The following is a 22,608-nucleotide window of genomic DNA, read 5'->3' as shown; positions in this document are numbered from 1 at the left end:
TTCCTTATGATAGTAGCTTCTTCAGATCATCCTCATGTTTTCCGAATGACTCGCCTCCTCGCTGATAGAGAATGTTTAGTTTCTTAAGGTCGTGCTCCATTAAGTCTGCTGCCATATCAGGTGTATTATAAGTGTCATTGATCCGAACCATTGGTACATCCTTAAAAAGCACGCTTGTTAAAGTCTCCATTGAATGGGTATTGATACCTAGCGTTTTGTGCAGTAAGCGAACGAGGAAAAATTTGGAAATCACCCAATTGTGCCAGTATTTTGGTGGCTCGGGATAGTTCCCTACACCAATACTGAGCACGCGCAACTGGTCATGCTCCATTTTAAATGCCTTGACCGCATCGGCAATTGCGTAAAGAGTTGGATTGTTCGCGCAATATCCTCCATCCAGCAACTCCACTTCGCTACCGTCCGCAATGGTAACCATCTTGCGATTAAAGATTGGGTACGCTGAGCATGAGGCAACAACAGCGTCAGCTAGCGTACATCCAAATCCAGGTTGAAAAGTCGCCTTCATGCCGTGCGCTTGCGTAACGCTTGTCTTAAAAATCATTGGCTTTTCTTCGAGCCAGCGTGCTGCAACGATGCCTATATCAGTCTGCATTGCATCGAACTTCAAATCTCTGTAGATCTCAGCCGCCAGCCTTTCTAGAGCGGCGGATCGCGCACCACTACTACGCAACGCCATGATGTTCGGCACGTGTGTCTTGTAAAGTTCGTGAATCTCCGCAACCGTTTTTCCAAGGGCAATAAGAGACGCGATTATTGCGCCAGTACTAGTACCAAAAATTAGATCAAAATGTGTACTAAGAGGCTTCTTACCCAACATAGATTCGAGCTGATTTAGAACTCCAAGCGTATAGAAGCCTTTAGCACCGCCGCCATCTAAGCTTAGAATTCGGCATGTCCTTGCCGGTACTGAATTCATATTCATTTAATTAGTTGTAACTGAATTCTGAGTGCTGCCGACTCTCTAATATTCCTATAGATCTCACAATTTTTTCCGTAGGAAGTTATATCGATGTCAGCAAGTAGATTAACATTTTACATAATAAAAATGTACGTAAATTATCACATGCCTGAATTTCGGGATTCTCCTACAACGTAGGCTCATACCTAAAATTCTGAATGCGATCCGGGAAACGGCAATTGGCAAGTAGCGCAGCAAGAAACTTGTCTTCAGTCGAGTTCGGGAAAAGTTCGTGGGTTAACATTCTCTCAGCTAACGGCAACTCGAAATCGATTTTAAAAGCGTGTACAAGATAGAGGCCTGCAAGATTAATTGCAAGGGAAGAGGAACGACAAATTACACATGACTGGTTCTTGGGACGAAGGGGCTCAAGATTATGGAGTACCCGACCATGAGCATACTCATGCATCTCATGTCGATCGTGCTTGAAGATGTACAATATTGATTCTCCTTCGTTCCTCCCGACAAATTGATACTCAGGGCCAATAACTGTTGACCTGTACTTGTGACTAGCGAAAAAGAGGGCGATCCTGAGGTCGCTCGATAGATCTAGGTAAGGCGTCGGAAGACCGTAATGCTGCAGAAGCGTGTCGAGGAGATCGGGAAGGTTCATTGGTGAGCCCAGCGAAAGATCTAGCTTGATACGACCGTATGTGCTCAACAATGGATCGTCGCAATCTTCTAGATCATGTGCTGAAGCCAACCATTCGCCCTGATCAATTCTCTCTTTTATCCGCCGATTAATGTCTTGAAGATCGAACTGGGACTCAATGATTTTCATCCACTCAGGCCAAAAGAGTCCCTCGAAGCCGTGATAGGAGCTAGGTTTTTTCTGCAAAAGGGTTCGCCAAATCGACGGGATAAGCGAAACCTCACCTAGCCCGTCAACGATAAAATTTGGGTTAGGTATCTTGCGTGTTGTTTGATAGTGCGTAGTCTGTCCCCTGAACAAGAGCTCCCGTCCATTTAACTTGCCTCGCAGATCCTTTATTTGCTGCTCTAGGTCACCTATAGAGGTGGCGGAAGTTACTTTTGGGGGCTTTCTGAACATGGGAGTGCGCGACTTCGCAGCTCCGTACCACATCTTAAACGTGCTTATATCGAATCGCGTTATAGAATCGATGCTCATGATTGGGCCGCCGTAATAGCGATCAATTATCGTATCGCCCTTTACATTTACATAGCCAGACTCGATCAGTGTATTGTGTTCTTCGGGAGGAATTCCTGCTTGTTCAAAAATCTGGCGAGTTCGTGTAATGTCAGGCCGAACGAAGTTATCTGGCCAGTCATAGTCGTCTTTGAAGTAATTCCAATAATTATGAAAGGTAAACATTCGTCCTCATTTGGGGGATAGGTGTGAACGAGAAGTAACCTCTCAGTCTTCTCGCAGCTGACTTCATTCTCGCCATGACGCTTGATCTAAGCATCTAGATTTTTAACGTTGCCCCGTTCAATCATGTCGCGCAACGCTAACTGCCGTTACGACGGGGAGGTTGTGTCGCATGCGGAAGTCCGTATATGGACTCCCCCTCGTTTGCAAACATTCCGTCTTTGACTTTTAGGTACGACTGCTCACGTATATTCGGTCTCTAACTGCTCTGCCCGTTCCGGGCAAGGACCATAATGGGCTATTCGCGCGCTGGCTCCCTATCGCTTCTCCGGACTCAATGGCCTCAGACATTCTCGGGTTCTGCCAGCGCCGGTTCGACCTGTTGGCCATCATCGGCTTGTTTCGCAATCGTGGTTGGATACTCTTTTTTACGTACTAACTGCTCACTGCTTAGACCGCTTCGAGACCAGGCTGACAATCGGTGCCCTTGGTTATCATCGCCCAGGCGATACGCGCCGTCTTGTTGGCCAGCGCGACCGCCGCGATGTTGTGGTGCCTGGTCTGGGCGATGTGCGTTACCCAGCGACTCATCCGATCATTCTTGCTCGCCGCCGTTCGTAACACTGAACGCGCCCCGTGAATCAACAGCGTCCGCAGCTGAGCGTCGCCGCGTTTCGTAATACCCAGCAATCGCTCCTTGCCGCCTGAACTGTTTTGCCGTGGCGTCAGCCCCAGCGACGCCGCCATCTAACTACCACTGCTGAACTGCTTCGCATCGCCGACATTCGCCACAATCGCGGTGGCGATGATCGGGCCGACGCCGCGCAGCTGTTGCAGCCGAGTGGCGACCGGATCGGTCGATGCCGCTATTTCTATTTCCTGATCCAGTTCCTTCACTCGCAGTTCCAGATTTAGCAGATCGAGCCACAAACCGCGCAGCATGCGACGGAAATGTTGCGTTAGCCCGTTCTCCATATCTTCCAGCCACAACGGAATGGCTGCTCGCAGTTGAATCATTTCCCTTGGCGCCACCAAGCCATACTCACTGCACAACCCACGGATCTGGTTGCCCTTGGCGTAGCGCTGGCTCACGAGCTCCGCTCTGATCCGGTGTATCGCCTGCAGGTCCTGCTGCTCCACCGATTTGACCGCAACAAAACGCATACTCGGCCGGCTCATCGCCTCGCAAATCGCCTCCGCATCGTTGGCATCGTTCTTGTTGCTTTTCACGTACGGCTTGACGAACTGCGGCGCGATGAGCTTCACCGTGTAGCCGCGTTTCTGCAATTGCCGGGCCCAATGATGCGCACCGCCGCAAGCTTCCATACCAATCTCGCAGCCCGGTTCGATTTTCTCCAGCAATGCCGTCAACCATTCTGACCGGCCAAGCTTCTTACGCCAGACAACCTTTTCGCAACGATCAACCCCGTGCACTTGAAAGACACTCTTAGCGAGATCAACGCCGAAGCGGATAATCTTCATGGTGGACTCCTTCTTTCAACTGGTTGTTTCGAAACTCCAGTTTAGGCGCTCAGGCGCCGATAGGTGAGGAGGAGTCCATCCCATTGGTTCTGGCCGAAGTCGGTCGATGGCCATAAGGATAACATCTTGCTCATCTGAAAAATACTCGAAATCTCACAAATCCAAGTGGCAGCGTTCAATGCGACCGGGGGTCGGCGGAGAGTGAGGACGAGTGGCGGCGACTTATGAGCATCGCTGGCAGCAACGGAGAGAGTACTTAAAGCTATACGCGCGACTAAGCGGCCATGCGGATCATACCGTGCCCACCGAGTTAAAAATTGAACGCTGAGGATTTTTAGCAACTAGCCAGCGACCTGCTGCGTGTCCATAAGTTAGTGTGGCTCACGGGACCCGATCCGATCGTCAAGCGCCCGGAGTAAAGCGCCCGTGCTGGATGCCTAAACCCCGCGACGATGACTAGCAACATCGTATCGTGGACATCTAACTTCCCATTCATCATTCGACTGCATCCATTAGCCATCTACTCCATGCGCCTACGGATGCCGTCCATCGCGACCATACATCATTTGAGCGGCGTCTGCCAAGCGACGCTCCCGAGCTCGGACATATACGGCTGTTGTCTCCGCGCTGGCGTGGCCCAGAATTTCTTGCACAACGAAGAGATCCACGCCTCCTTCCACTGCCAACATCCCGAACGTGTGCCGGAAGGCGTGCGGCGTGGCGTCAAGTAACGCAAACATATCCTCCTGCGCTAGTTCAGCATGGGCACCGATTGCTTTCAAATCGTCATGCACGCGTCGCAGCGCGCCTGTGACCACGTCGTACAACGCGCCGGCCGTATAACCGACATGTCCGCCGCGATCGGTGCCATGCCGCGCCAACGACGCAGGCGTAGACGGTATAACCAAGGGCGACAGCAACGGACGATCATTGCCAGCCTCGTCGAAATCGGCGCCAAGATCGGCCCAATGCGCGCGCAGCGCATTAATAGTTCGAGGACTGATGGGCAATACCCGCTTCTTCCTGCCCTTCCCCACCACCTTCAGCATCCACACGCCCGACACGTGACGACTGGGGGTAAGGGCGCCGCGACGGGCCGATACCGCCTCCGCCCGGCGCATCCCCGAATCGCCCATCAGCAACAGCATCGCCAAAGCGATGCGATCCCGCCCACTGTCGGCCTGCTGGGCACGACGCGCAAGCGCCGCAATCAGCGCCTCCCAGGCTTCGGCCGTAAGCGCTTTGTCCACCCTGATCGGATCGGTCTCGATATCGACCGCCGGGTCCTTGACCGCCAACCAGGGATTGCCGCCCAGGTAACGCACGCGCGCCAAGTATTCAAACGCCGCCCGCAAAATCTGCACCGTTTGCCTCTGCGACGCCGGCGACATGGCCTTGTCGGAGAACGGCCGCCACCGGCGACTGGTGCGCGGCGCGCGCGGACCACAGAATCGTGCAGCGGGTACGGCAAGGAACCGTACGTATGCCTGGCATTCATCGACCAGCAGCGACGATATCGGCTTGCAGGCGACCAACACGCTCCACAGCACCAGGCGCTCCAGTTCGCGCCGGTAGGCACGCAGCGTGTGCGGCTGGCCTTCGTACCGCGCCAGGTAGCAGTCGATCGCCTCAAGATCATTGGTCGCACTGATGAAACAAAACCGCTCGGCGCGGTTGATGCCGTGACTGCCGTCATACAGCGTGGACAGCAAGTAGGTACCCAGCGGTGACAGCACGCCGGCGGTGACATCGAGCACGGGAAGATTTTCAGGTGCCACCAGCGCGCGCACATCCGTATCAATGCTGCCCAGTGTGGCGGCGTGGCGGCGCAGCCAGCGCTCAAGGACTTCCGCACGGCCGCGTCCCACGCGCGGTACCGCGCGCCACCAAGCTGGCCCGCGCACGCGGATCATCGCCAGCAACTCGCCCAGCGTGCCGACCTCCTCGCCACGCAACGCGGCCGTCAGGCGCGGCCGGAACCAGCGGCCGACAGCATCCGCCGGCGCGGGTACCGGCTCCGGTATGTCCGCCGCCTGCACCAGGATCGATAACGCCTTGGTGGTGATCGTGCCGCCGCGCCGCGCGTTTTGCAAGATGTCGGCCAGCGCCGGGTTGTGACCGATCGCGCGATCGACCAGGTCATCCCGCATACGAATCAGGAAGCGCTCAAGGCCATATTGCACCTGGGGGCTGTCCTCCTGGTAGTACAAGTCGGCGATGCGCTGGATGGGCAACTTTTGCACGTAGGCCCGCAGCGCCGTGTAGTCGGTGCGGTTGTAGGCCACCGGGGGGATCACGATGTTGGTATTCTGCACCATTTATTTTCCTTCGTTTTTCATTGAACCGTCAGCGGCTCCGCCTTCGATATAGACTGCCCCATCGCGGCGCACTGTTCCACGACGAGGCGCAGCACCAGCCACCAGAGATAGATGCCATACGGCCCGCCAACCAGCCCCTGGTCCGCCAGGCCGTGCGCCACCATATTGCGCAGGTTCGGTCCCGCCGGATCGCACAGCAACGCGCGCATAGTGAAGGTCAGATCCACATCGAAGGCCTCAATCATTTCAGGACGTTCGATCAGGCTGGACAGGCCGATTTCGGTATCGAGGCAATCGGCGTCATGCGTCGTGGTCAGTGCCCCCGCTGCTTTGAGCCGCGTACGCACGATGTGTTCGAACTGTGGCACCAGGATGTGCGTCGCCTGGACGAAATCGCCGCACCAGCCGGCGTGCAATCCCTGCGCGATCAACCCGGCGCGCCCGCCCTGCACTAGCGGAGCGTGCCGGGCGGGCGCCAGGAATGTCTCAAGATCAAAATGCATCTCCCGCCACATCGTATCGAGCGCCGGGAGGTTAAATCCTGTGACGGTCATGCTGCACAACAGGTGGCATGCCTGGGTCGCTTCGGCGAGTACCTGGGGGTACGTGCGGCGCCATCAACACCGAGGCCCGGCCGTCGGGCAACTGCCCTGCCGTCATCGGCTAACACTATTGCGTCCTGCATGCGACCAGCACTTCCCGTCACCGCATTTCGCTCTACAGCGGCAATGAGCCGCTCGCGATTCGGTAAGGGTTGAATACGGACCAGCGTCCACAACGCGCGCAATGGCGAGTGGCAATGCATCCGAAACGCGGCCTGCGATACGTAAGGCGCCAGATCAATCACATATTCAAACGGTTCCATCTCATCCAAGGCGGCGCGCCCTGCGGCGTCCTGCTTCGTCCGCAGCGAGGCGATCATGTCGTCCACCTGGTGCTTATGACGGTAGGCGCCCGGCACCGAGCGGAACATGTCGATCGCCTTGGCATACCAGTATTTTTGCGCCAACGCGGCGCCAGCGGCGTCGCCCAGGGCGGCCATTATATGCCCGACCATGACCAACATCGCCGCCCGACGGGGACCACTGTTCGGCGCGCGTTGAAACCATCGCGCTGCCACTTCGGCGTATTCCAGTGCAGCGCGGTACTCGCTCTCCAGGCGACTCGCCTCGGCATGCGCCGCAAACAACTCGCCGATCTCCGCCCCGTTATCACGTGCGGCACCCTCAGCCCACAAGGGGCCGAGGTATGACAGTGGCAAATCACCATGTACAGCAACCGCATCGCGAAACGCCTGCAACAGGCTCGCTTCAATCAACGCAACGCGGTCGGCGTCGCCGATCCCCCGTGCCAGTTGCAACGCGCGGTGCCAGCCATCGCGCGCCGACAGCAGCCAGCTGTTCTCATCGAGCGCCGAGGCGCAGTAGGTATCGATGGCCACGTGGGCAAAAGCGATGCCACGTCGGCGATCGCGCAACCAGACGATATCGGCCAGCCGTGCCTTCAACAACGGGTTCGTCACGCTGCCGGAGAGCTCGGACAGGGATGCTACCTCGTCAGTCGAGAGGTCTTCGGGGGTGAATCCCCGGCGGCCATCGGTCGCTCTCCATTCGGGTTGAAAGGGCGCCGTCCTGTTGTCAGGGTCGAGCTGCAGTGAACAGATTCGGTCAAGCAGTATCAACGCGCGCTCACGCGTGTGGTCCCCTTCCCCACGGGCCGTGCCGATCTCGCCATTCAACTCCGTTGACATCGTTAAATACCAAGGCTCGGGACTGCGGGCGAACGCCGCCTCGTAGCCGCAGCCGGTCAGGTCGCCGGCGGTCAGCGGCTGCTCAGGGGTTTCGGGATGTGCAGTGGTCATACGGGGGCGGCTCCGGGGTGGCCGAATCGCGGCGCCAGACGGCGAAATTCGCAATCAGCTACGGTGTTATGCGGGTTTCAGGGAGCATCATAACCTTTTCAAGCCTAAAAAGGCTAATAACACAACAGTGATAATGAGGATTATCACGGAAGACAGTTGTTTTACCGCTGCCTCTTGCGGTATCCGCGAAGTTGTACACCAGGCTGCGCCTGGCCCACGGCCAACGACGCTTTCATGTGCAAAAACTCAGTGTTGTCGCCAATCTCCAGCACGGTGCCCTCCCCATGCGGCTTTACAAATTACCGAACAGTTGCTTGAGCAAGTCCAGACTGATCGATTTAAGCGACTCTGGACGGCCGTGAGCACCAGGGACGGGGCCTGCTGCTCCGCGCTTCCTTCTCGACCACGCTCTGGATCGCTTTCGCTGTCATGTCGTTTTGTTGGCGCTCAACCATACAGCGTACTAGATGTGAAATGGGGCATTCGGGCAGGATCGCTCCTCGTCCAGTCAATCGGCGCAGCGCCTCATCGAGATCAGAAAATTAGCATTGGTGATGACTTCTTGGCGCGGCAGGCCCGGTGTACCGCATGCTATTCTCTTCGCCGAGCGACACCATGTGGAGGAAGCGGTCGCGTGATTGCAGGACCAATATTTACACAATATCGCATGCAGCGATACTGTGTTGCGCACATGATAAATGGAAGTACTTCACCTAATCGAGGTAGGTATGCCTGTTTCGCTGCTAGTACTACGGTAGCTGGCAACAGCCACCGTTGCGCTTGATGCCGTCCAGCGTGTACAGGCCACGGCGGCCGCCCGTGGCGATGCCGATGGCATCCGCTATCACCAAGCTGCAATCTGCAGTGGAGCAACTTGCGCAAAAGCGCGACCATCGCTCTGATCTACTCATAGGTAACTGCCTACCAGCTGTCCTATGCCCCCACTGTGCGCTGCCCGCGGCTGGAGATTACGGCTATCGCGAGCAGCGCCAACCCGCCGACATGGCGCCACCCCACCCCGGCTGCCGCGTGGCCATGCCCATTCATAACGAAGGAGGCGTATCAATTCTTGAGGAGCATAGCATCAGGGTGCAGTTTCACACTGCGCAGCATCGCCATCACTAGCCGTGACGTGCTAAGTCTAACGGTGCAGAGGATTGACGGTTTGGTCCAGAACCGCAGTGAGGACGCGTAATAAGGACGGAGCCATGATTCCGTAACGTCGCCAGCGCCACCGCCTGTGACTAAGCCCAGGAGAATTTAGGAATTAGTTTGGAGCCGTAATGCTACTGGCGGAAAACCCACCACAAGAATCATTTATACGCCAACAGGATACTGGGCCTTGACCATACGTCGTCGTGACGACAGAAGCTGGCAGTGGTCCGAGTGCGATTGCATTGCATGTTGGGCCTCAAGCCACATAGTCGTGACGCAATACTTACATCCGTTATTTAGGAAAATTGGCCGGGTCGAATTACTTTACGGTCCGCAAAATAAGCAACATAAAGCGGTGCATGGCGCGCCACGACGATGAATAGGAACGTTACGATGCGCGATTTTTTGATGTGTATTTTGCAGGACGGCCCACGCTTCATGGAGGCGGCACAGCTGAATCTGGGCGGGGCAGCAATCCTTCTGGTACTGGTAGCAATGCTACTCGTTGCTGCCGTCTATGCAGCTCTCAAAGGTGTGGGAAAGGTTTTCTCCAGCTTCTTCTAAGCTGTGCCCCGCCAAGGACAGCCCTCCTCAGGAATCGGGTATGTGGCATGGGATCGGTACAGCTGGGGCTAGTCTCGCTGACCGCTTCAGTAGGCGCGGTCGGCGTGCTGCTGCACGCAAAGCTTTGCGGATGATCGCACTGATCCGACGTGCTCAACCAAAGATTTCAGCGAGCGCCTGGCGAAGGCAGGCATAAAATCGCCTGTGGGCAATAAGAGCGGCGGTTACAATACAGTCGTGGTCAAGACGTTCAAGGGGCTACAAATCTGAACTCTTCCATTGCCACGCACCCTTGAGAGACCCGTGAGTCCATTGAACCGGGCAGTCTGAAGCAGGCGGACTGTTTCAGCCGTCATTCACAGCTCGAACCGCTCAGCTGTGTCACGCTGTAGGAAGATAAGGCAAATTTTTACAACCAATTGTGCGGTCAAGTGGCTATTGCTCGGACCACATTACCCGATACCACGAAAGCCAAGGAAATCCACCATAGAACAGAACGAAACAGTTAAGTCATTGATTTCTTTGAGTGTTCGAGTTGAACATCACTCGCTATAACCCAAAGAGCTGCTTATGAATTGAATAGCGTTCAACTTGAACACTTAATAAAATCAACGACTTAGATGTCATCTGCTCATTAGCGGGTTAATGGAAATTACGACTGCTCGTATCCAGGTCACCAAGCAAATGCGTCAAATCCACCAAGCGCTTCGCCCCAGATGCCGTACGTTGTTCGAATACTGCCATTGTCCATACACGCCAAGCAGCCGTGCGCCCATCACTTCCCTGCTCTGCTCTTCAAGTAAACTTGGCCAAACGATGACGTTCACATTTCCTGTCTCGTCCTCAAGCGTCAGAAACACTACCCCTTTTGCGGTCTCCGGTCGCTGCCGCACCGTGACCAATCCGCAACCACGCGCAAGGCGCGCGTCGCCATACAAATTCAACACCTCGGCCGGCATGAATCGCATCGCATGCAAGCGCTCACGCAACAAGGCGAGCGGATGGCGGCCAAGCGTCAATCCCATGTGCCGATAATCTGCTACCAACTCCTGCCCTTCCGTTGCCGGTGCTATTTCCAGTTCATCCTCGACGATATGCGCCTCGCGTAGCTGCGGCGTTCCATACCGCCTGGCGGCGATTACCACTGATACCCGCCAATGCATTGGCACTGGCCAACAGTTTGAGTTGAGCCGCATCAAGCGCAGCACGCATACCCAAGTCATGCAAATCTTTGAATGGCCGTACGGCGCGCGCCTCCTTGACCCGCCAGGCTGCGTCGCGTTCCATGCCCCGGATAAGATTGAGGCCGAGACGGACCGCCGGCTGCTCGCCATTCGAGGTCTCTAACTTGGCATCCCAGTCGCTGATATTGATGTCGATGCCACGCACTTCTACCCCATGGCGTACCGCGTCTTGCACCACCAGCTGCGACGGGCTATAAAATCCCATTGGCTGGCTGTGGAGCAAGGCTGCCAAGAAAGCCGCCGGCTCATGGCACTTCATCCAGCTCGAGGCGTAAGCGAGCAACGCAAAACTCGCCGCGTGCGATTCCGGAAAGCCGTACTCAGCGAACCCACGAATCTGGCCGATGATGCCGTTGGCAAAGTCGGCGCTGTAGCCGCGCGCCGCCATACCGGACCTGAGCTTTTCCTCGAACTCCTCCAGGCCCCCTTTTCTCTTCCATGCTGCCATGGCCCGGCGCAGCTGATCGGCCTCGCCGGCCGTAAATCCCGCCGCGACCATCGCAATCTGCATCACCTGTTCCTGGAAAATTGGAATACCAAGCGTTCGCGACAACACCGCCTCCATCTCGGGACTGGGATACGTCACCGCGTCGGCGCCCTCGCGCCGGCGAAGATACGGATGGATCATCCCACCCTGGATCGGGCCGGGACGGATAATCGCCACCTCAATCACCAGGTCGTAAAACACTAGAGGCTTCAGGCGCGGCAGCAGCGACATCTGGGCCCTGCTTTCTATCTGGAACACGCCGATCGTGTCGGCCCGGCAGATCATTTCGTATGTCTTGGCATCTTCTTTCGGGATACCCGCCAACTCGAAACGTCCACCGCGTCGGGCCGAAACCATGTCCAGCGTGCGCCGCATGGCGCTCAACATCCCCAGCGCCAGGATATCGATTTTTAACAGCCCGACGGCATCAAGGCCATCCTTGTCCCACTGGACAATGGTGCGGTCCTCCATGCTGGCATTTTCCACCGGTACCAAACGAGAGAGCTTGCTGTGAGAAATGACGAAACCGCCGGGATGCTGCGACATGTGTCGCGGAAAGCTCATTATGTGCTCGGCCAGAAAAGCGCACTTGTGCGCAACGTCAGATTCCGGGTCAAGTCCGCAACGCTGCATGCGCTCGGCTAGCTCGGCGCGCGCGCCCCAGCCGTGGCTTGCCTTGGCGACCTTGTCAACAATAGAAAGGTCGACGCCCAGCGCCGTCCCGACGTCGCGCAGCACGCTTTTGGGGCGGTAACTAATCACCACCGCAGTCAGCGCCGCGCGCGTGCGGCCGTATTTTTGATAAATATACTGGATGACTTCTTCGCGGCGCTGATGTTCGAAGTCGACATCGATGTCGGGCGGCTCGTTGCGCTCCTTGGAAATAAATCGTTCGAAGAGCAGGGTGCCACGAGCTGGATCGACTTCGGTTACTCCAAGGCAATAGCACACGGCGCTGTTGGCCGCCGACCCGCGTCCCTGGCACAAGATTTTATTGGCCCGGGCGAAGCGCACGATATCGTAGACCGTGAGGAAATAACTTTCGTAGGCCATCTCCGCGATAAAGTCGAGCTCCCGTTCAATCAGGGATTGGACGTTGGCCGGGACGCCATCGGGATACCGCCAGTGCGCGCCAAGATACGCTTGCTGGCGAAGATAGCCGCTTGGTGTCATCCCCTCCGGCACGATCTCGACCGGATATTCGTAGCGCAATTCGTCCAGGGAAAACGTGCACAAATTTGCTACGCGAACGGTTTCGTCAAGCGCCGCGCGTGGATAAAGATTGCCAAGCCTGACCCGGGATCGCAGGTGCTGTTCGGCGTTCGACGCCAGGCGATATCCGCACTGCGCGACCGGCACGCCGTGGCGGATCGCGGTCATCGTGTCCTGCAGTGGCTTCGCCGATCTCACGTGCATGAACATCGCCGGTGGCTACCAGCGGCATGTCGACCTGCGCGCCGACCGCCGCCACGATATCCCGGTGTTCCTGATCGAATGATCGGAAATGCAGAAACAGTGCGATGCGCACGCGGCCAGCCGCGCACTGCAGCAGCCACGCCGCCTGTCGCTCGATGACTTCGATCGCGACGCCGTAGCGTGGCAGCAGGATCAGCTGACAATCTGGCATGCCCCGCAACGCTGCCAAGTCGGGCGGTGGCGCCGCGATATCGCGCGGACGTACCAGATATTCGCCCTTGTTCGCACGCCGGCGCGCCACCGTAATCAACTCGCACAGGTTGTCGTAGCCGTTTTTGTTCATTGCCAGGATCAGCAGCGAGAAGGGCGGTGTGCCGTCCTCCGGTGTTACCATCATCTGACTCCCTATCAGCAATTTCAGGCCAACCTCTTTGGCCGCAAGATGCGCCTTGACGACGCCGGCGACCGTGCATTCGTCAGCGATGGCCAGCGCGTGATAGCCCAGTCCGGCGGCGCGTTGTACCAGCTGTTCTGGCGCGGACGATCCATGCAAGAACGCGTAATGGCTCACGCACTGCAATTCGGCATAGGAGGGGAGGGCAGTCGCCATGATCCTGATCCTTCAGGCGTAAAGGCCATGCAAAAACCAGCGACCATCGAGGGTGCGCTCAAGATAAATCCAGTAACAGGTCGCATCCGTTCCTTACGCAACATAGTAGTCGCGCGCGACTGATTGCGCATCCCACCAGCCGGCTTCGAATCGCTCCGGCCCACGTATCAACTTGAGTGGACTCAAATAGAAAGGGCGTTAGTCGCGCATCAGGAGCTGTATCGGGTTCGGTAGCACGAAACACGGACGATCGAGCACGATGTCCTCCTCAGGCGCTGATTTCATTTTTGTCGTGGCCGGCCCCCAGCTGTTGCAGAGCTCGGGCTGATGGTCGGGCGACCCGACCGGCGCCAACACATTTTCCGGTCCCAGCCTTGCCGACAAAAGCTCCAGCAGCCGCGTAAAATACGCCGGCGAGCAACCAGGTTCCGGGAATAGCTGATCGGTGGGGGGCTGCATCGCTTCAAGCTGCACGACTTCGAGCCGCAATCCGATCACCGGCGCCGTCAATTCGGTCTTGGCCAGGCGCTCCTTCAACAAGCTCAGCAAGTGAGGCTCTTTCCACGCCGGCTCGGCCAGCGTGATTTCCAGCGATGTCGGCGGCACGGCCGCGCGGCCACGCTCGTGCTCCATCAGCAGCTGGAAGGTGATCACGGCCAGCTGGCGCGCGGCAAGCCACCCGGTGAGCTGCAAAATCAACGTGGTGGCGCCGTGCATCAGCGCTTCGGCCTGCTCGATGCGGTCGAAAGTCTCGATATAAGCTGCGAATCGCGCGGGTATCGCAATCCAGCGCTGCATCTCTTCGACTTCACCATAAGCGCGATCGAGGGAATACAGCAGCTGTTTGCTGGTCCGCCGTAACAAGCCAGTGCGCGGCAGCTTGCGCAAATCCCCCAGCGTGACAGCACCGATGCCGTCGAACCAGGTCATAAACGGCGCCGCGGACGAAACGAGTGAACACGGTAACAGGTCAAGACGCCACGCCAAGGTCGACATCTTCATGCATCGGCGATGCGGGCGATGACGACCGAGTGCTGCATGGGCCAACAACCACGAACCTTCTGCCGTGGGAGCCGCACCGATCCGACCTGTAAAACCAAGACGCCGGACTACGTCACTAACCCGGCGGCATAATGCCAGCGGTCCGCCGAACAACCGCAAGCTCGCCCCAACATCGAGCAGCACACTGAAATCCGCAGTAAAAGCGACCTCGGGCGTAAACTGCAACATGGCGATCGCGATCGCGTCGAGCGCGCGTGCCTCTTTCTCCAGGTCGCGATCGAGCATGACTGCGCCAGGCGCAATAGTCGCTACGCCGCCGCGCCGCATGCCAACCCGCACACCGGCATCAACCGCGCCTGCAGAAGCGACCAGCACCTGGTCGCAGTCAACGATCGCATAGACGCCGGCGTCAGACTAGGACGGGCGGAGCGTTTCGAGCGGTAACAGCGGCAGGTACAAAGTTAACAGCAGTGGCGTTTTCATGGTGCGCAGGATGACGCCCGGTCGGCATATCGGAAAGTAGAATAAACAGGGTTTTATCGGAGGCAGGGCCACGCCGCTTCAACACTTCAACCTGGACGCCGCCAACCGGAGGCCGGATGCCCAACCGCAGCGGAGCAGGTGAGGCCTCGCTAGCGCACGCCATCGGACGCATGAGCCAGAACCAGGTTTCGGCACCTTGAGCCGCAAGATTCAGGCGTCTGAGCGACTCGGAACGGATGTGGTTTTGCCAAAAAACCACGGCGCCGCAACTGCCATTTTTCGGTATCTGTTCCGTCGTCCACAGGCATCGCCGGTACTCGAGGCACGCACTCACAACAACCGGCTGGTATCGATACCCCAGATATTGAAAGCCAGCGAGTGCGGAAGGTAAGGCGGCTGCACCAGCGCAATCCGCTGCTTGCCAGATAACTTGGCCAAGAGCGGTTTGAGTAACTGCAGCTCGCCAATACCGGATTGCTGGACCAACAGCTCAACGAGCGACGATCGTGGCCAGCCAGCTCCAGGCAATTCCTGATCCAGAGATACATGCCCGGATGAATTGGTTACTGCTCTCGACACAGCCAACTCGCTCGCGCGCCAAACGTGCGAAATCGCAAGCGGATCAGTAACGTCTGCGGGGTCACTGGAGTGAAGTTGTGAGCAAAGCAGGGCCATGGAGAAACACAATCATTAGCAATTTTATACTGTATGGATACACAGTATATGCGTGATTGTTCGATTCTGCAAGAGCCAACTCAGCAGGACCCCGATTCCAAAACGTAACGACTTAGAAAATCAGCAACAATACAGAACCGATACGCACCGGCTCACACTTTAAAAATGGCTGCGAGCGACATCTTCGCGCGCGGGTACCCCCGCTTGCTTGCGCCCCGACGGAACACCCGTCGCCACGCCCGGTTAACGTGGAAAACCTTTAAATACAACACCCATAAAAGCAACCCCAAAAACCGGTGTTCGAGCACCTCCAGCTACCCACAAATTGCCCTCAACGATCAAAACCCCAACCGCATCATCCGTCGTCAATTCGCCGAACACTGACACCACCAGCCAGAGGAGTTTCAGAGGACTCCGCCTCGAGGACCACAATCGTAGGGCGTTGCAAACCAGCAACCCCCACGGCAGGTACCTGATGAGCACCAAACTTAACATCGCGCGGTGCTGCGGTGGCGACCTCACTTTTGACGGTTTTCAGCACCTGGCGTGCCTGGTCAACGATCGTTTTGTAGGTGGCCACCGTCTGCCGGGTGACGCCGGCCAGGCGGCCGATGGCGATCTGGGTCAGGCTTTCTCCGCGCTGCCGCAGCACCCTGCAGGCCGCGCGGATCTTGTCCGCAGTACTTTTTTGCCGCTCGGTGCGGGTACGTTCCGCCGCCAGGGATTGGCGCGCCGGCAGTGGCAAATCGGGGTCGAGTTGCATGATGCCGCGCCGGCAGCGGCCGCTACCGGTGTAATGGGTCCACGTCCAGCGCGCAATTGAGCGGATGGTTGCCGTCAGCGAGGAACCGGGCAAGTCTTGGGCAAAACCTTGCTCCCTGAAACGGTTCAGATCGTTCGCTTTGACATCAAGCCAGCGCACGAAACTCTCATAGCTTCCCTTTTCCCGCTCACGGTTGACAATCGAATAGGCGTAGTGCCGCAGATGTTCGAACAGCAGGCAATGGCGGGAATGGGCGATATCGTTCACCTTTACACGTTTGGCCCACGGGGTGGCCACGGCCAGGTCGACGTAATCGGCCAAAGCGCCCAGCTCGTACACCGAATTGTGTAACTCTTCGGTCGACCACCACGGGTGCCCCGGGGTTTTCGCAACCGGTCCGGAGTGAAAATTCGGATCCGCGCGCAGCGCCACGGAGTAAGCAGCGTAGACTGCCTTCATGTAGGCGATCGGTTTATCGCGCGCGGCCTCGGTCGTGCACACAGGGGGAATGGCGTAGTACAGGTGACTGCTGCCGGAGACGCGGTTGCGTACGATCAGGTTCGGCGCCGGCAGACCGGCGTCTTCCCACACCCGCGAATTGGCGTGGTCGAGATCAAAAATCAGCCAGCTGACAAAGCCAGGCCGATTGATTTGCATATACGGGTATCGCACCGCATATTCGCGGGGGCGGGTACGGGTCGCGGTCTTGTTATCGCTGCAGCGCGGCAGATAGGGCGCCTCATGCAATACGCGATGCAAGGCGGTGCCGTCTTCGAAATACCGAACATCCGGCTCGGCAACGGCGTTCACGCACCGCTCCAACAAGGACACGGCACGGCGCCGACGAGCAGCCTGAACCCAGTACGACGTTCAAATTTTAAGGCGAGCAAGTACTCACCTCGGCCATGATTCTTCATGGAGGTTCCAGTTGCCAAGTGACAGGCGTAAAAAATCCCTTGCGCTGACTGGACCACCGAACTAGAATCACGACTGACGAAGTACGTAATTATTGTTGTGGCCTTGCCAGAGCATTGCGAAGGTCCCGGTTCCCGCCGGGGCCTTTTGCTTTTTTAGGGCATCTAATTGTTGGCGTTTCGATTTACATCGTCATCGCAATCCCTCTATCTCGTTATCCGTTCGATTATTTCTTGCTGCCATCGGCCAGCGCTTGCAGGGCCTTGGTAATTTCACTCATTGCCAGTTCGGCATCGACGTCGCTGGTGAACTCCAGGCGCAGTACTTTTTTGGCCTGGTGCACCTTGCAGTAGGTAGCGCGCCCCGAGCGCACGGTCACCGGCGCCGGCGCCACGCGTGGCGCAACTGCCGGCCGCGCCGACCTGGTGGCCATGGCCACGCCCTCGCTTTGCGACGTCGTGCCGCCAACGATCGCCTCGATCGCTGCCATCACACCGCCCGTATGTCCCTTGGCGTGCAGGGCCGCCAGTTCGGCGGCCGCGCTGCGGCCAAGCTTGTCCTGGTGGGCATCGAGCAGCGCCACCGCGGTCGCCGGCAATTCGCCGAACACCATCAGGTTGGCCACGGTCGAGCGCGGCACGCCGGCGTGTTTGGCAACATCGGCAATGGTCAGCGTCGGATCGTCGGCCAGGAGCTTTTTGAATCCGACGTACTTTGCGTAGTCGGGCAGACTGTTGTGCAGCAGGTTGGCATAAAACGCATCGCGGTCCGCGTGCTCGTCGTCCGACAGATCCAGCACGGCCGGTATGGTGGCGCGGCCGCGGTCAGCGTAATAGTCATACCGGTTGTGTCCGGAAACCAGCTCATACCAGTTGTCGGGAAGAGGGCGCAACGTCACGGGCGTGACCAGCTTGTTGTTGTCGAGGTTGGAGAACAATGCCTCGCGTTCAGCCTCTGTCAGCAGGCGCTGGCGGCCGGGCACCTTGCGGATGCGGTCCACCGGCGCATCGAAAGGCTTGCCGGCGTTGCCGGCTGCCTCATCGATTTTCGCTTTCAGCGCCTCGACTTCCGCCCGACGCTCGTTTTCCACTTGCGCCAGACGCTCACGCAGTTCAGCCGACTCGGCGCCAGAGCCGCCGTCCGCCTGCTTGGCCAGCGCTTCTTCGAGCTGCCGCTGCAGGTCGTCGATCTTGCCCTGGTACTTCTGGGCCTCGATACGGAAAGCGCCGAGCTGGCCAGGCATGGTCACGTTGCGCTGGGTGGCAATCGGCGCCGGCGGGTTTTCGCTGACATTTTTTTCCAGATTGGCCGTCTGGCCAAGCAGCCGCTGCGCCAGCTTGTTGATGCGCGGCGGGCGGTCGTTCTTGTTACTCATGCTGCTTCCTTCATTTCGCGGTGTGCCCAGCAAGTCTGCAGGGACACGTCGATCTCGGCCACGACGGCATTGAACGCTTCAATCGCACGGTTGTACGTGCGCGCGCTGCCGTCATAGCTCTCGAGGTCGTAAATTGTCTTGAACTCCGCGTAGGCGTTTTTTACCAGGTCCGTCTCAGGGATTTCGGCCGTGCCCAGCAACTCCGGATACGTCTGCTTGATCCAGGTTTTGACGATATCGGTCATCGACACAGCCGACTTCACCTTGGACAACACGATCTTGATGAACTCGAATTCCTTGTCGATCTGTTTGCCGTCGCGCATCGAGTTGAATAGCTCGGAGAACTGGCGGAAGAATTGGGTGGACGACGCGTAATCCAGCGTTTCCGGAGGCAGAGGGATGATCATGCCGTCCGATGCCATAAAGCTGGCCAGTGCCAGGTATGACAGCGTTGGCGGCGTGTCGATGATGATCACATCGTATTTTTCACGTAGCGGCTGCATCGCCTTGTTCAGCACGTCCCAGAACTGGAAATCCGGGTCGCTGGCCTGCTTGTTGGGCAAAAAGTAATCGGCGCCGAACAGATCGGGCGACGACGGAATCAAATCGATGCCGTCCCAGTAGCTCGGCTGCGCGGCATACGTCAGATCATCTTCATCGCCGTACACGACGGGCATTACCGTCATTTTCTCTTCCACTTCCGCGTCGGGCACATAACCCATCAACGTGGTGGTAGAGGCTTGCGGGTCCAGATCGACCAGGCAAACGCTGTGTCCCATGAGGCTCAGGCCCTGTGCCACCGCCACCGTGGTGGTCGTTTTGCCCACGCCGCCCTTGAAGTTGCCGCAACAGACTACAATACCCATGGTGCCCGCCGGGCGGCGCTTGTGCGGTCCGATTTGCTGAACAATCGCGCGCGCTTCGGCCAGCGTGAACATGCGGCTGCGGCCGTTGCCTTTCAGCTCGCCCGGCGGAATGATGCCTTTGCTGCAAAGGTGATTGAGTTTGGTGCGCTCGATATTACACATCTGGGCCAAACGGGTACCGGAGATCATGGGTGACGTTTTCCGCGGCCAAGGAGCCAGCAGGTCGTCCCGCAGTTGCAGCAACGTGGCCTCCGCGCGATCGGCGATGCGGATCAGGCCGTCGATATCGACGGCGTTTCGTGCAGGCAGAATACGTTTGGCGGTCATGCGCTTACCTTGGTCATTAGCGGTTTTTGTCGGTGTCGCCGCTTTTGCTCAAAAAAACCGAAAAGCGACGACGCGAGCGGATATTAACGTTTACAGTTCAAAACGTACATAACTTTTCTTGGTTTACAAGCAAAATCTTGCTCCGATGTCGATTTTGCACAAATAATCACGGCTGTTCGCACCCATAAATTACCTAATTGACATCAAAAAAACTGGGGGATGGTGACTCGTTCTGTCGAATTAGCGAACGCCGGCGGGCCAGTTGGGTAAACTGCGGTGTCCGAATCCAGGACGAATCGACATGCTCAACTTCAAAGGAATGCGCTTTGCGATCGATGTGATCTTGGTGTGCATTCGCTGGTACGTGGCGTAAGAGCCGCCGATTCGTCAACATTAATAATGTAGCCGAGCGAAAGCTGGCCCAGCTCGACGCGGCTCCTTCGGTGAACTTCATGAAGGCGCCGCCGGGTAACGACCTGAAAGAGTACGACGGCGCTTGGCATGTACGGATTAACGACCAGTGGCGTTTGACCTTCAAGTGGGGTGATAACGGCCCTTATGAAGTGCTGATCGAAGATCCACACTGAGCAGGACCTAGGCCTGCGTAGATAAACCTGAACAGCCACGGAGGGCATTATGTTCAAAAATGGTATGCGTCCTATCCACCCCGGCGAAATTTTGGTGGAGGACTACATTAAGCCCATGGGCGTCAGCGTGCGCGCCGTATCTCTGGCCCTGCACGTCCCGTATTCTCGCCTTAGGGAGATCACCAAAGGCGAGCGCGGCGTCTCTGCTGACACGGCACTTCGTTTGGAGCGCTATTTTGGCAGTGAGGCTCAAGGATGGTTGAATATCCAAAGTGCGTATGACCTGCGTGTCGCCGAGATATCCGCTGGTAAGGCCATCGCCAAAGCGATCAAGCCGCTTGCACTGGCATAGCTCAAGGAAAATCGCTTATAGCAGCATCCAGACCGCGCCAGACGCGGTTTTGGCGTAGAAAGCTGCCTCGGTCTTGAGCAGGGCTAAAAGTTGGAACGCGTATTTGTCGATGGCGTTGTGCGAGCGCCGCACGGTTTAGGCCGGCTCGGTGATTTCCGCGCGTAGGTAGTCAAGAAAGCTCTGATGTCGCTAGAGGCGAGTGCTAAAAGACATGGTATCTCGGAGCTCGCGCGGTTGATCGTCTGCGCGAGGACGGCTGCAAGATGGTGGTGTTCAATTGGGAATGGTAACGTGGGCGCCGCGAAGGAGTCTCGCATGAGTGGCCGTGATCGCTTCCTGTTGAAGTTCTAGAAAGTGTTGGTACGCAGCATGTCCACTCCTATCGGGCGAGAATTTAAATCACTGCCAACACTAAGGCTTGACCCAGTCTGGCAAGTATTGACCATCAAGAAACTCAGCAATGTCTTTATTGCTTCCAAAAGCTCCAGACGTCCAACGGGGGGGATCGCCTTGACTAAATTCGAAGTATTCAAAAAAGAAGCCGGTGGTATCGTCTTTAAACCATGACGCGCTTAACTCGTAATTAGTTCTCTTCACAGGTAAATGCTCCAAAAACTTGTACCGTTTGAGTAACATGCGGAAACTGCCGTCATCCACCATGTCTTTTGTGCAATTTATGAGTAATACCACTAGCTCATGTGCTGACAGCTGCGCCCGAAGAATTTTCGCATATCGTCTGCGCGTTTCAATATCGACCTGAACGCCATCAATAGAAAAACGGTCGATATGATCGAGGATCTGATAAAGGTGGCGGAAATAATGCCCAAGTACGTCATTATGTTGAGTTTGCAGCTGCCGATATATATCAATTTGGGAATGATTAAGTGATGCCCCACGCTCAGTGCTTCGAAGGACTTCAGCGAATACGGCACGCCCTTTTACAGGTGGTGGTGCGACAGGAAGGACTCCACTCGAAAGATAACCCAGCCGAGCAATAGGAAGCAACAAGTTAGAAATAGGTGCCTGTATTACAACAGGATCGAACCATAACTCCTGCACATTCTGGACGTGCAAATCCACCATATTAAAGAACGTGCTTTCGAAAGCTTGAATTTGGGCATACCTCCCAGCTCCCTTTGCCTCTTCACGGGCCTGACGAAGCTGAACCCGTTGTTGAAGCATAGTGATACCCAGACCCACCAATGTCCCAACTGTAAGAATTGGATTCAACACGCCACCGAAAAAATCTCCATACGTACCTAAGAATCCTCCCGTACTTTCTATCCAGCTTGATTGCCCAACTTGGGATTGCACACCATTCTGTTTTAAGGAAACCTCGTCTTGAACTGGATGATTGGTTGTCGAAATCGCTGCAGCGGCTGTCTGCTCCTGCCTACTTTTTAGATCGGCGCTTGCAGAGTGCCCCCAATAATCAAAAACAAGCAAAATCCAGACGAGTGTAGCCATTAACACACTGACGACCGCAATATAGCCGGCAACACGGTCAATATCCGGATCCTTATCGTCGTAACCGACCAGCAGTCGAATTTCTGCCTTCACGACTAATGATAGTAGCCACATTAAAAAGCAGTATCCAAGACAGTATAGCCACCATGATCTAATAAACGTCACGATGGTGTAGGGGGGCTCAGTCGTTGCGATGTCAAACTGATGATTAATAGAGAAATAGACAAACAACGAAAAGAAAACTAGAAAGACTAGTGCAAGGCCTAGTACTGGAACTGCTTTGAGGTTAAAAAATCGAATTTTTCCTCGAAAAATTTGGCACATAGCTTTGCAAAAAAAATAAAAATCTA

14 protein-coding genes and 2 pseudogenes are annotated in these 22,608 nt (G+C 56.6%); 3 read left to right on the top strand and 13 right to left on the bottom strand.

Annotated elements, in window-relative coordinates; translation table 11 throughout:
- Nucleotides 1-4 precede the first annotated feature (4 nt).
- The 6 genes and pseudogenes from ASF04_RS08490 to ASF04_RS08465 form a co-directional block, all read right to left on the bottom strand.
- The gene (locus tag ASF04_RS08490) at nt 5-937 is read right to left on the bottom strand and encodes a patatin-like phospholipase family protein (RefSeq protein WP_229204969.1); all 933 of its coding nucleotides are present in this window, start codon (nt 935-937) and stop codon (nt 5-7) included.
- Nucleotides 938-1,106: 169 nt separating this feature from the next.
- Nucleotides 1,107-2,312, bottom strand: a complete 1,206-nt coding sequence (locus ASF04_RS08485) for an FRG domain-containing protein (protein WP_056139948.1) — start codon at nt 2,310-2,312, stop codon at nt 1,107-1,109.
- Nucleotides 2,313-2,759: 447 nt separating this feature from the next.
- Nucleotides 2,760-3,791, bottom strand: a pseudogene (locus tag ASF04_RS08480) (IS110 family transposase).
- A gap of 533 nt (nt 3,792-4,324) precedes the next feature.
- Nucleotides 4,325-6,109, bottom strand: coding sequence for a site-specific integrase (locus tag ASF04_RS08475; protein WP_056139945.1), 1,785 nt, complete (start codon nt 6,107-6,109; stop codon nt 4,325-4,327).
- A gap of 17 nt (nt 6,110-6,126) precedes the next feature.
- Nucleotides 6,127-6,663 (bottom strand): DUF4209 domain-containing protein, encoded by a 537-nt coding sequence (locus ASF04_RS08470; RefSeq protein ID WP_056139943.1) that lies wholly within the window; start codon nt 6,661-6,663, stop codon nt 6,127-6,129.
- Nucleotides 6,660-7,970, bottom strand: a complete 1,311-nt coding sequence (locus ASF04_RS08465; protein WP_056139940.1) for a hypothetical protein — start codon at nt 7,968-7,970, stop codon at nt 6,660-6,662. Before ASF04_RS08465 ends, ASF04_RS08470 begins: the two co-directional genes overlap by 4 nt.
- Before the next feature lie 1,548 nt (nt 7,971-9,518).
- Between ASF04_RS08465 and ASF04_RS27400 the strand changes: the two genes are divergently transcribed.
- A complete protein-coding gene (locus tag ASF04_RS27400; RefSeq protein ID WP_156368574.1) occupies nt 9,519-9,689 on the top strand; it encodes a hypothetical protein in 171 nt (56 codons plus the stop codon).
- 642 nt (nt 9,690-10,331) lie between these two features.
- On the opposite strand, the pseudogene ASF04_RS08460 reads toward ASF04_RS27400, so the two are convergent.
- The 6 genes and pseudogenes from ASF04_RS08460 to ASF04_RS08435 all read right to left on the bottom strand — a co-directional run bounded on the left by ASF04_RS08460 (nt 10,332) and on the right by ASF04_RS08435 (nt 19,852).
- Nucleotides 10,332-13,446: pseudogene (locus ASF04_RS08460) on the bottom strand (error-prone DNA polymerase).
- 198 nt (nt 13,447-13,644) lie between these two features.
- Nucleotides 13,645-14,823, bottom strand: a complete 1,179-nt coding sequence (locus tag ASF04_RS08455) for a DNA polymerase Y family protein (RefSeq protein ID WP_307139985.1) — start codon at nt 14,821-14,823, stop codon at nt 13,645-13,647.
- Between the two features lie 438 nt (nt 14,824-15,261).
- The gene (locus ASF04_RS28110; RefSeq protein ID WP_229204968.1) at nt 15,262-15,606 is read right to left on the bottom strand and encodes a hypothetical protein; all 345 of its coding nucleotides are present in this window, start codon (nt 15,604-15,606) and stop codon (nt 15,262-15,264) included.
- 355 nt (nt 15,607-15,961) lie between these two features.
- The gene (locus ASF04_RS08445; protein WP_229204967.1) at nt 15,962-17,179 is read right to left on the bottom strand and encodes a replication initiation protein; all 1,218 of its coding nucleotides are present in this window, start codon (nt 17,177-17,179) and stop codon (nt 15,962-15,964) included.
- Between the two features lie 331 nt (nt 17,180-17,510).
- Nucleotides 17,511-18,659 (bottom strand): ParB N-terminal domain-containing protein, encoded by a 1,149-nt coding sequence (locus ASF04_RS08440; RefSeq protein ID WP_056139938.1) that lies wholly within the window; start codon nt 18,657-18,659, stop codon nt 17,511-17,513.
- On the bottom strand, nt 18,656-19,852 hold the full coding sequence (locus tag ASF04_RS08435; RefSeq protein ID WP_056139935.1) for a ParA family protein: 1,197 nt from the start codon (nt 19,850-19,852) through the stop codon (nt 18,656-18,658). Before ASF04_RS08435 ends, ASF04_RS08440 begins: the two co-directional genes overlap by 4 nt.
- Nucleotides 19,853-20,244: 392 nt before the next feature.
- Here ASF04_RS08435 and ASF04_RS08430 point away from each other — a divergent pair, with 392 nt between their 5' ends.
- The gene (locus ASF04_RS08430) at nt 20,245-20,439 is read left to right on the top strand and encodes a type II toxin-antitoxin system RelE/ParE family toxin (RefSeq protein WP_082488634.1); all 195 of its coding nucleotides are present in this window, start codon (nt 20,245-20,247) and stop codon (nt 20,437-20,439) included.
- Nucleotides 20,440-20,488: 49 nt separating this feature from the next.
- A complete protein-coding gene (locus ASF04_RS08425; RefSeq protein ID WP_056139933.1) occupies nt 20,489-20,791 on the top strand; it encodes a HigA family addiction module antitoxin in 303 nt (100 codons plus the stop codon).
- A 411-nt stretch (nt 20,792-21,202) separates the two neighbouring features.
- On the opposite strand, the gene ASF04_RS26635 is transcribed toward ASF04_RS08425, so the two are convergent.
- Nucleotides 21,203-22,351 carry a putative phage abortive infection protein gene (locus ASF04_RS26635; protein WP_162241427.1) on the bottom strand — a complete coding sequence of 383 codons (1,149 nt, stop codon included), beginning with the start codon at nt 22,349-22,351 and terminating at the stop codon, nt 21,203-21,205.
- Between the last annotated feature and the right edge of the window lie 257 nt (nt 22,352-22,608).

The sequence above is a fragment of the Duganella sp. Leaf61 genome, from assembly GCF_001421905.1.
GTDB lineage: Bacteria > Pseudomonadota > Gammaproteobacteria > Burkholderiales > Burkholderiaceae_D > Rugamonas > Rugamonas zoogloeoides.
This window is presented reverse-complemented; position numbering and strand designations above follow the sequence as displayed.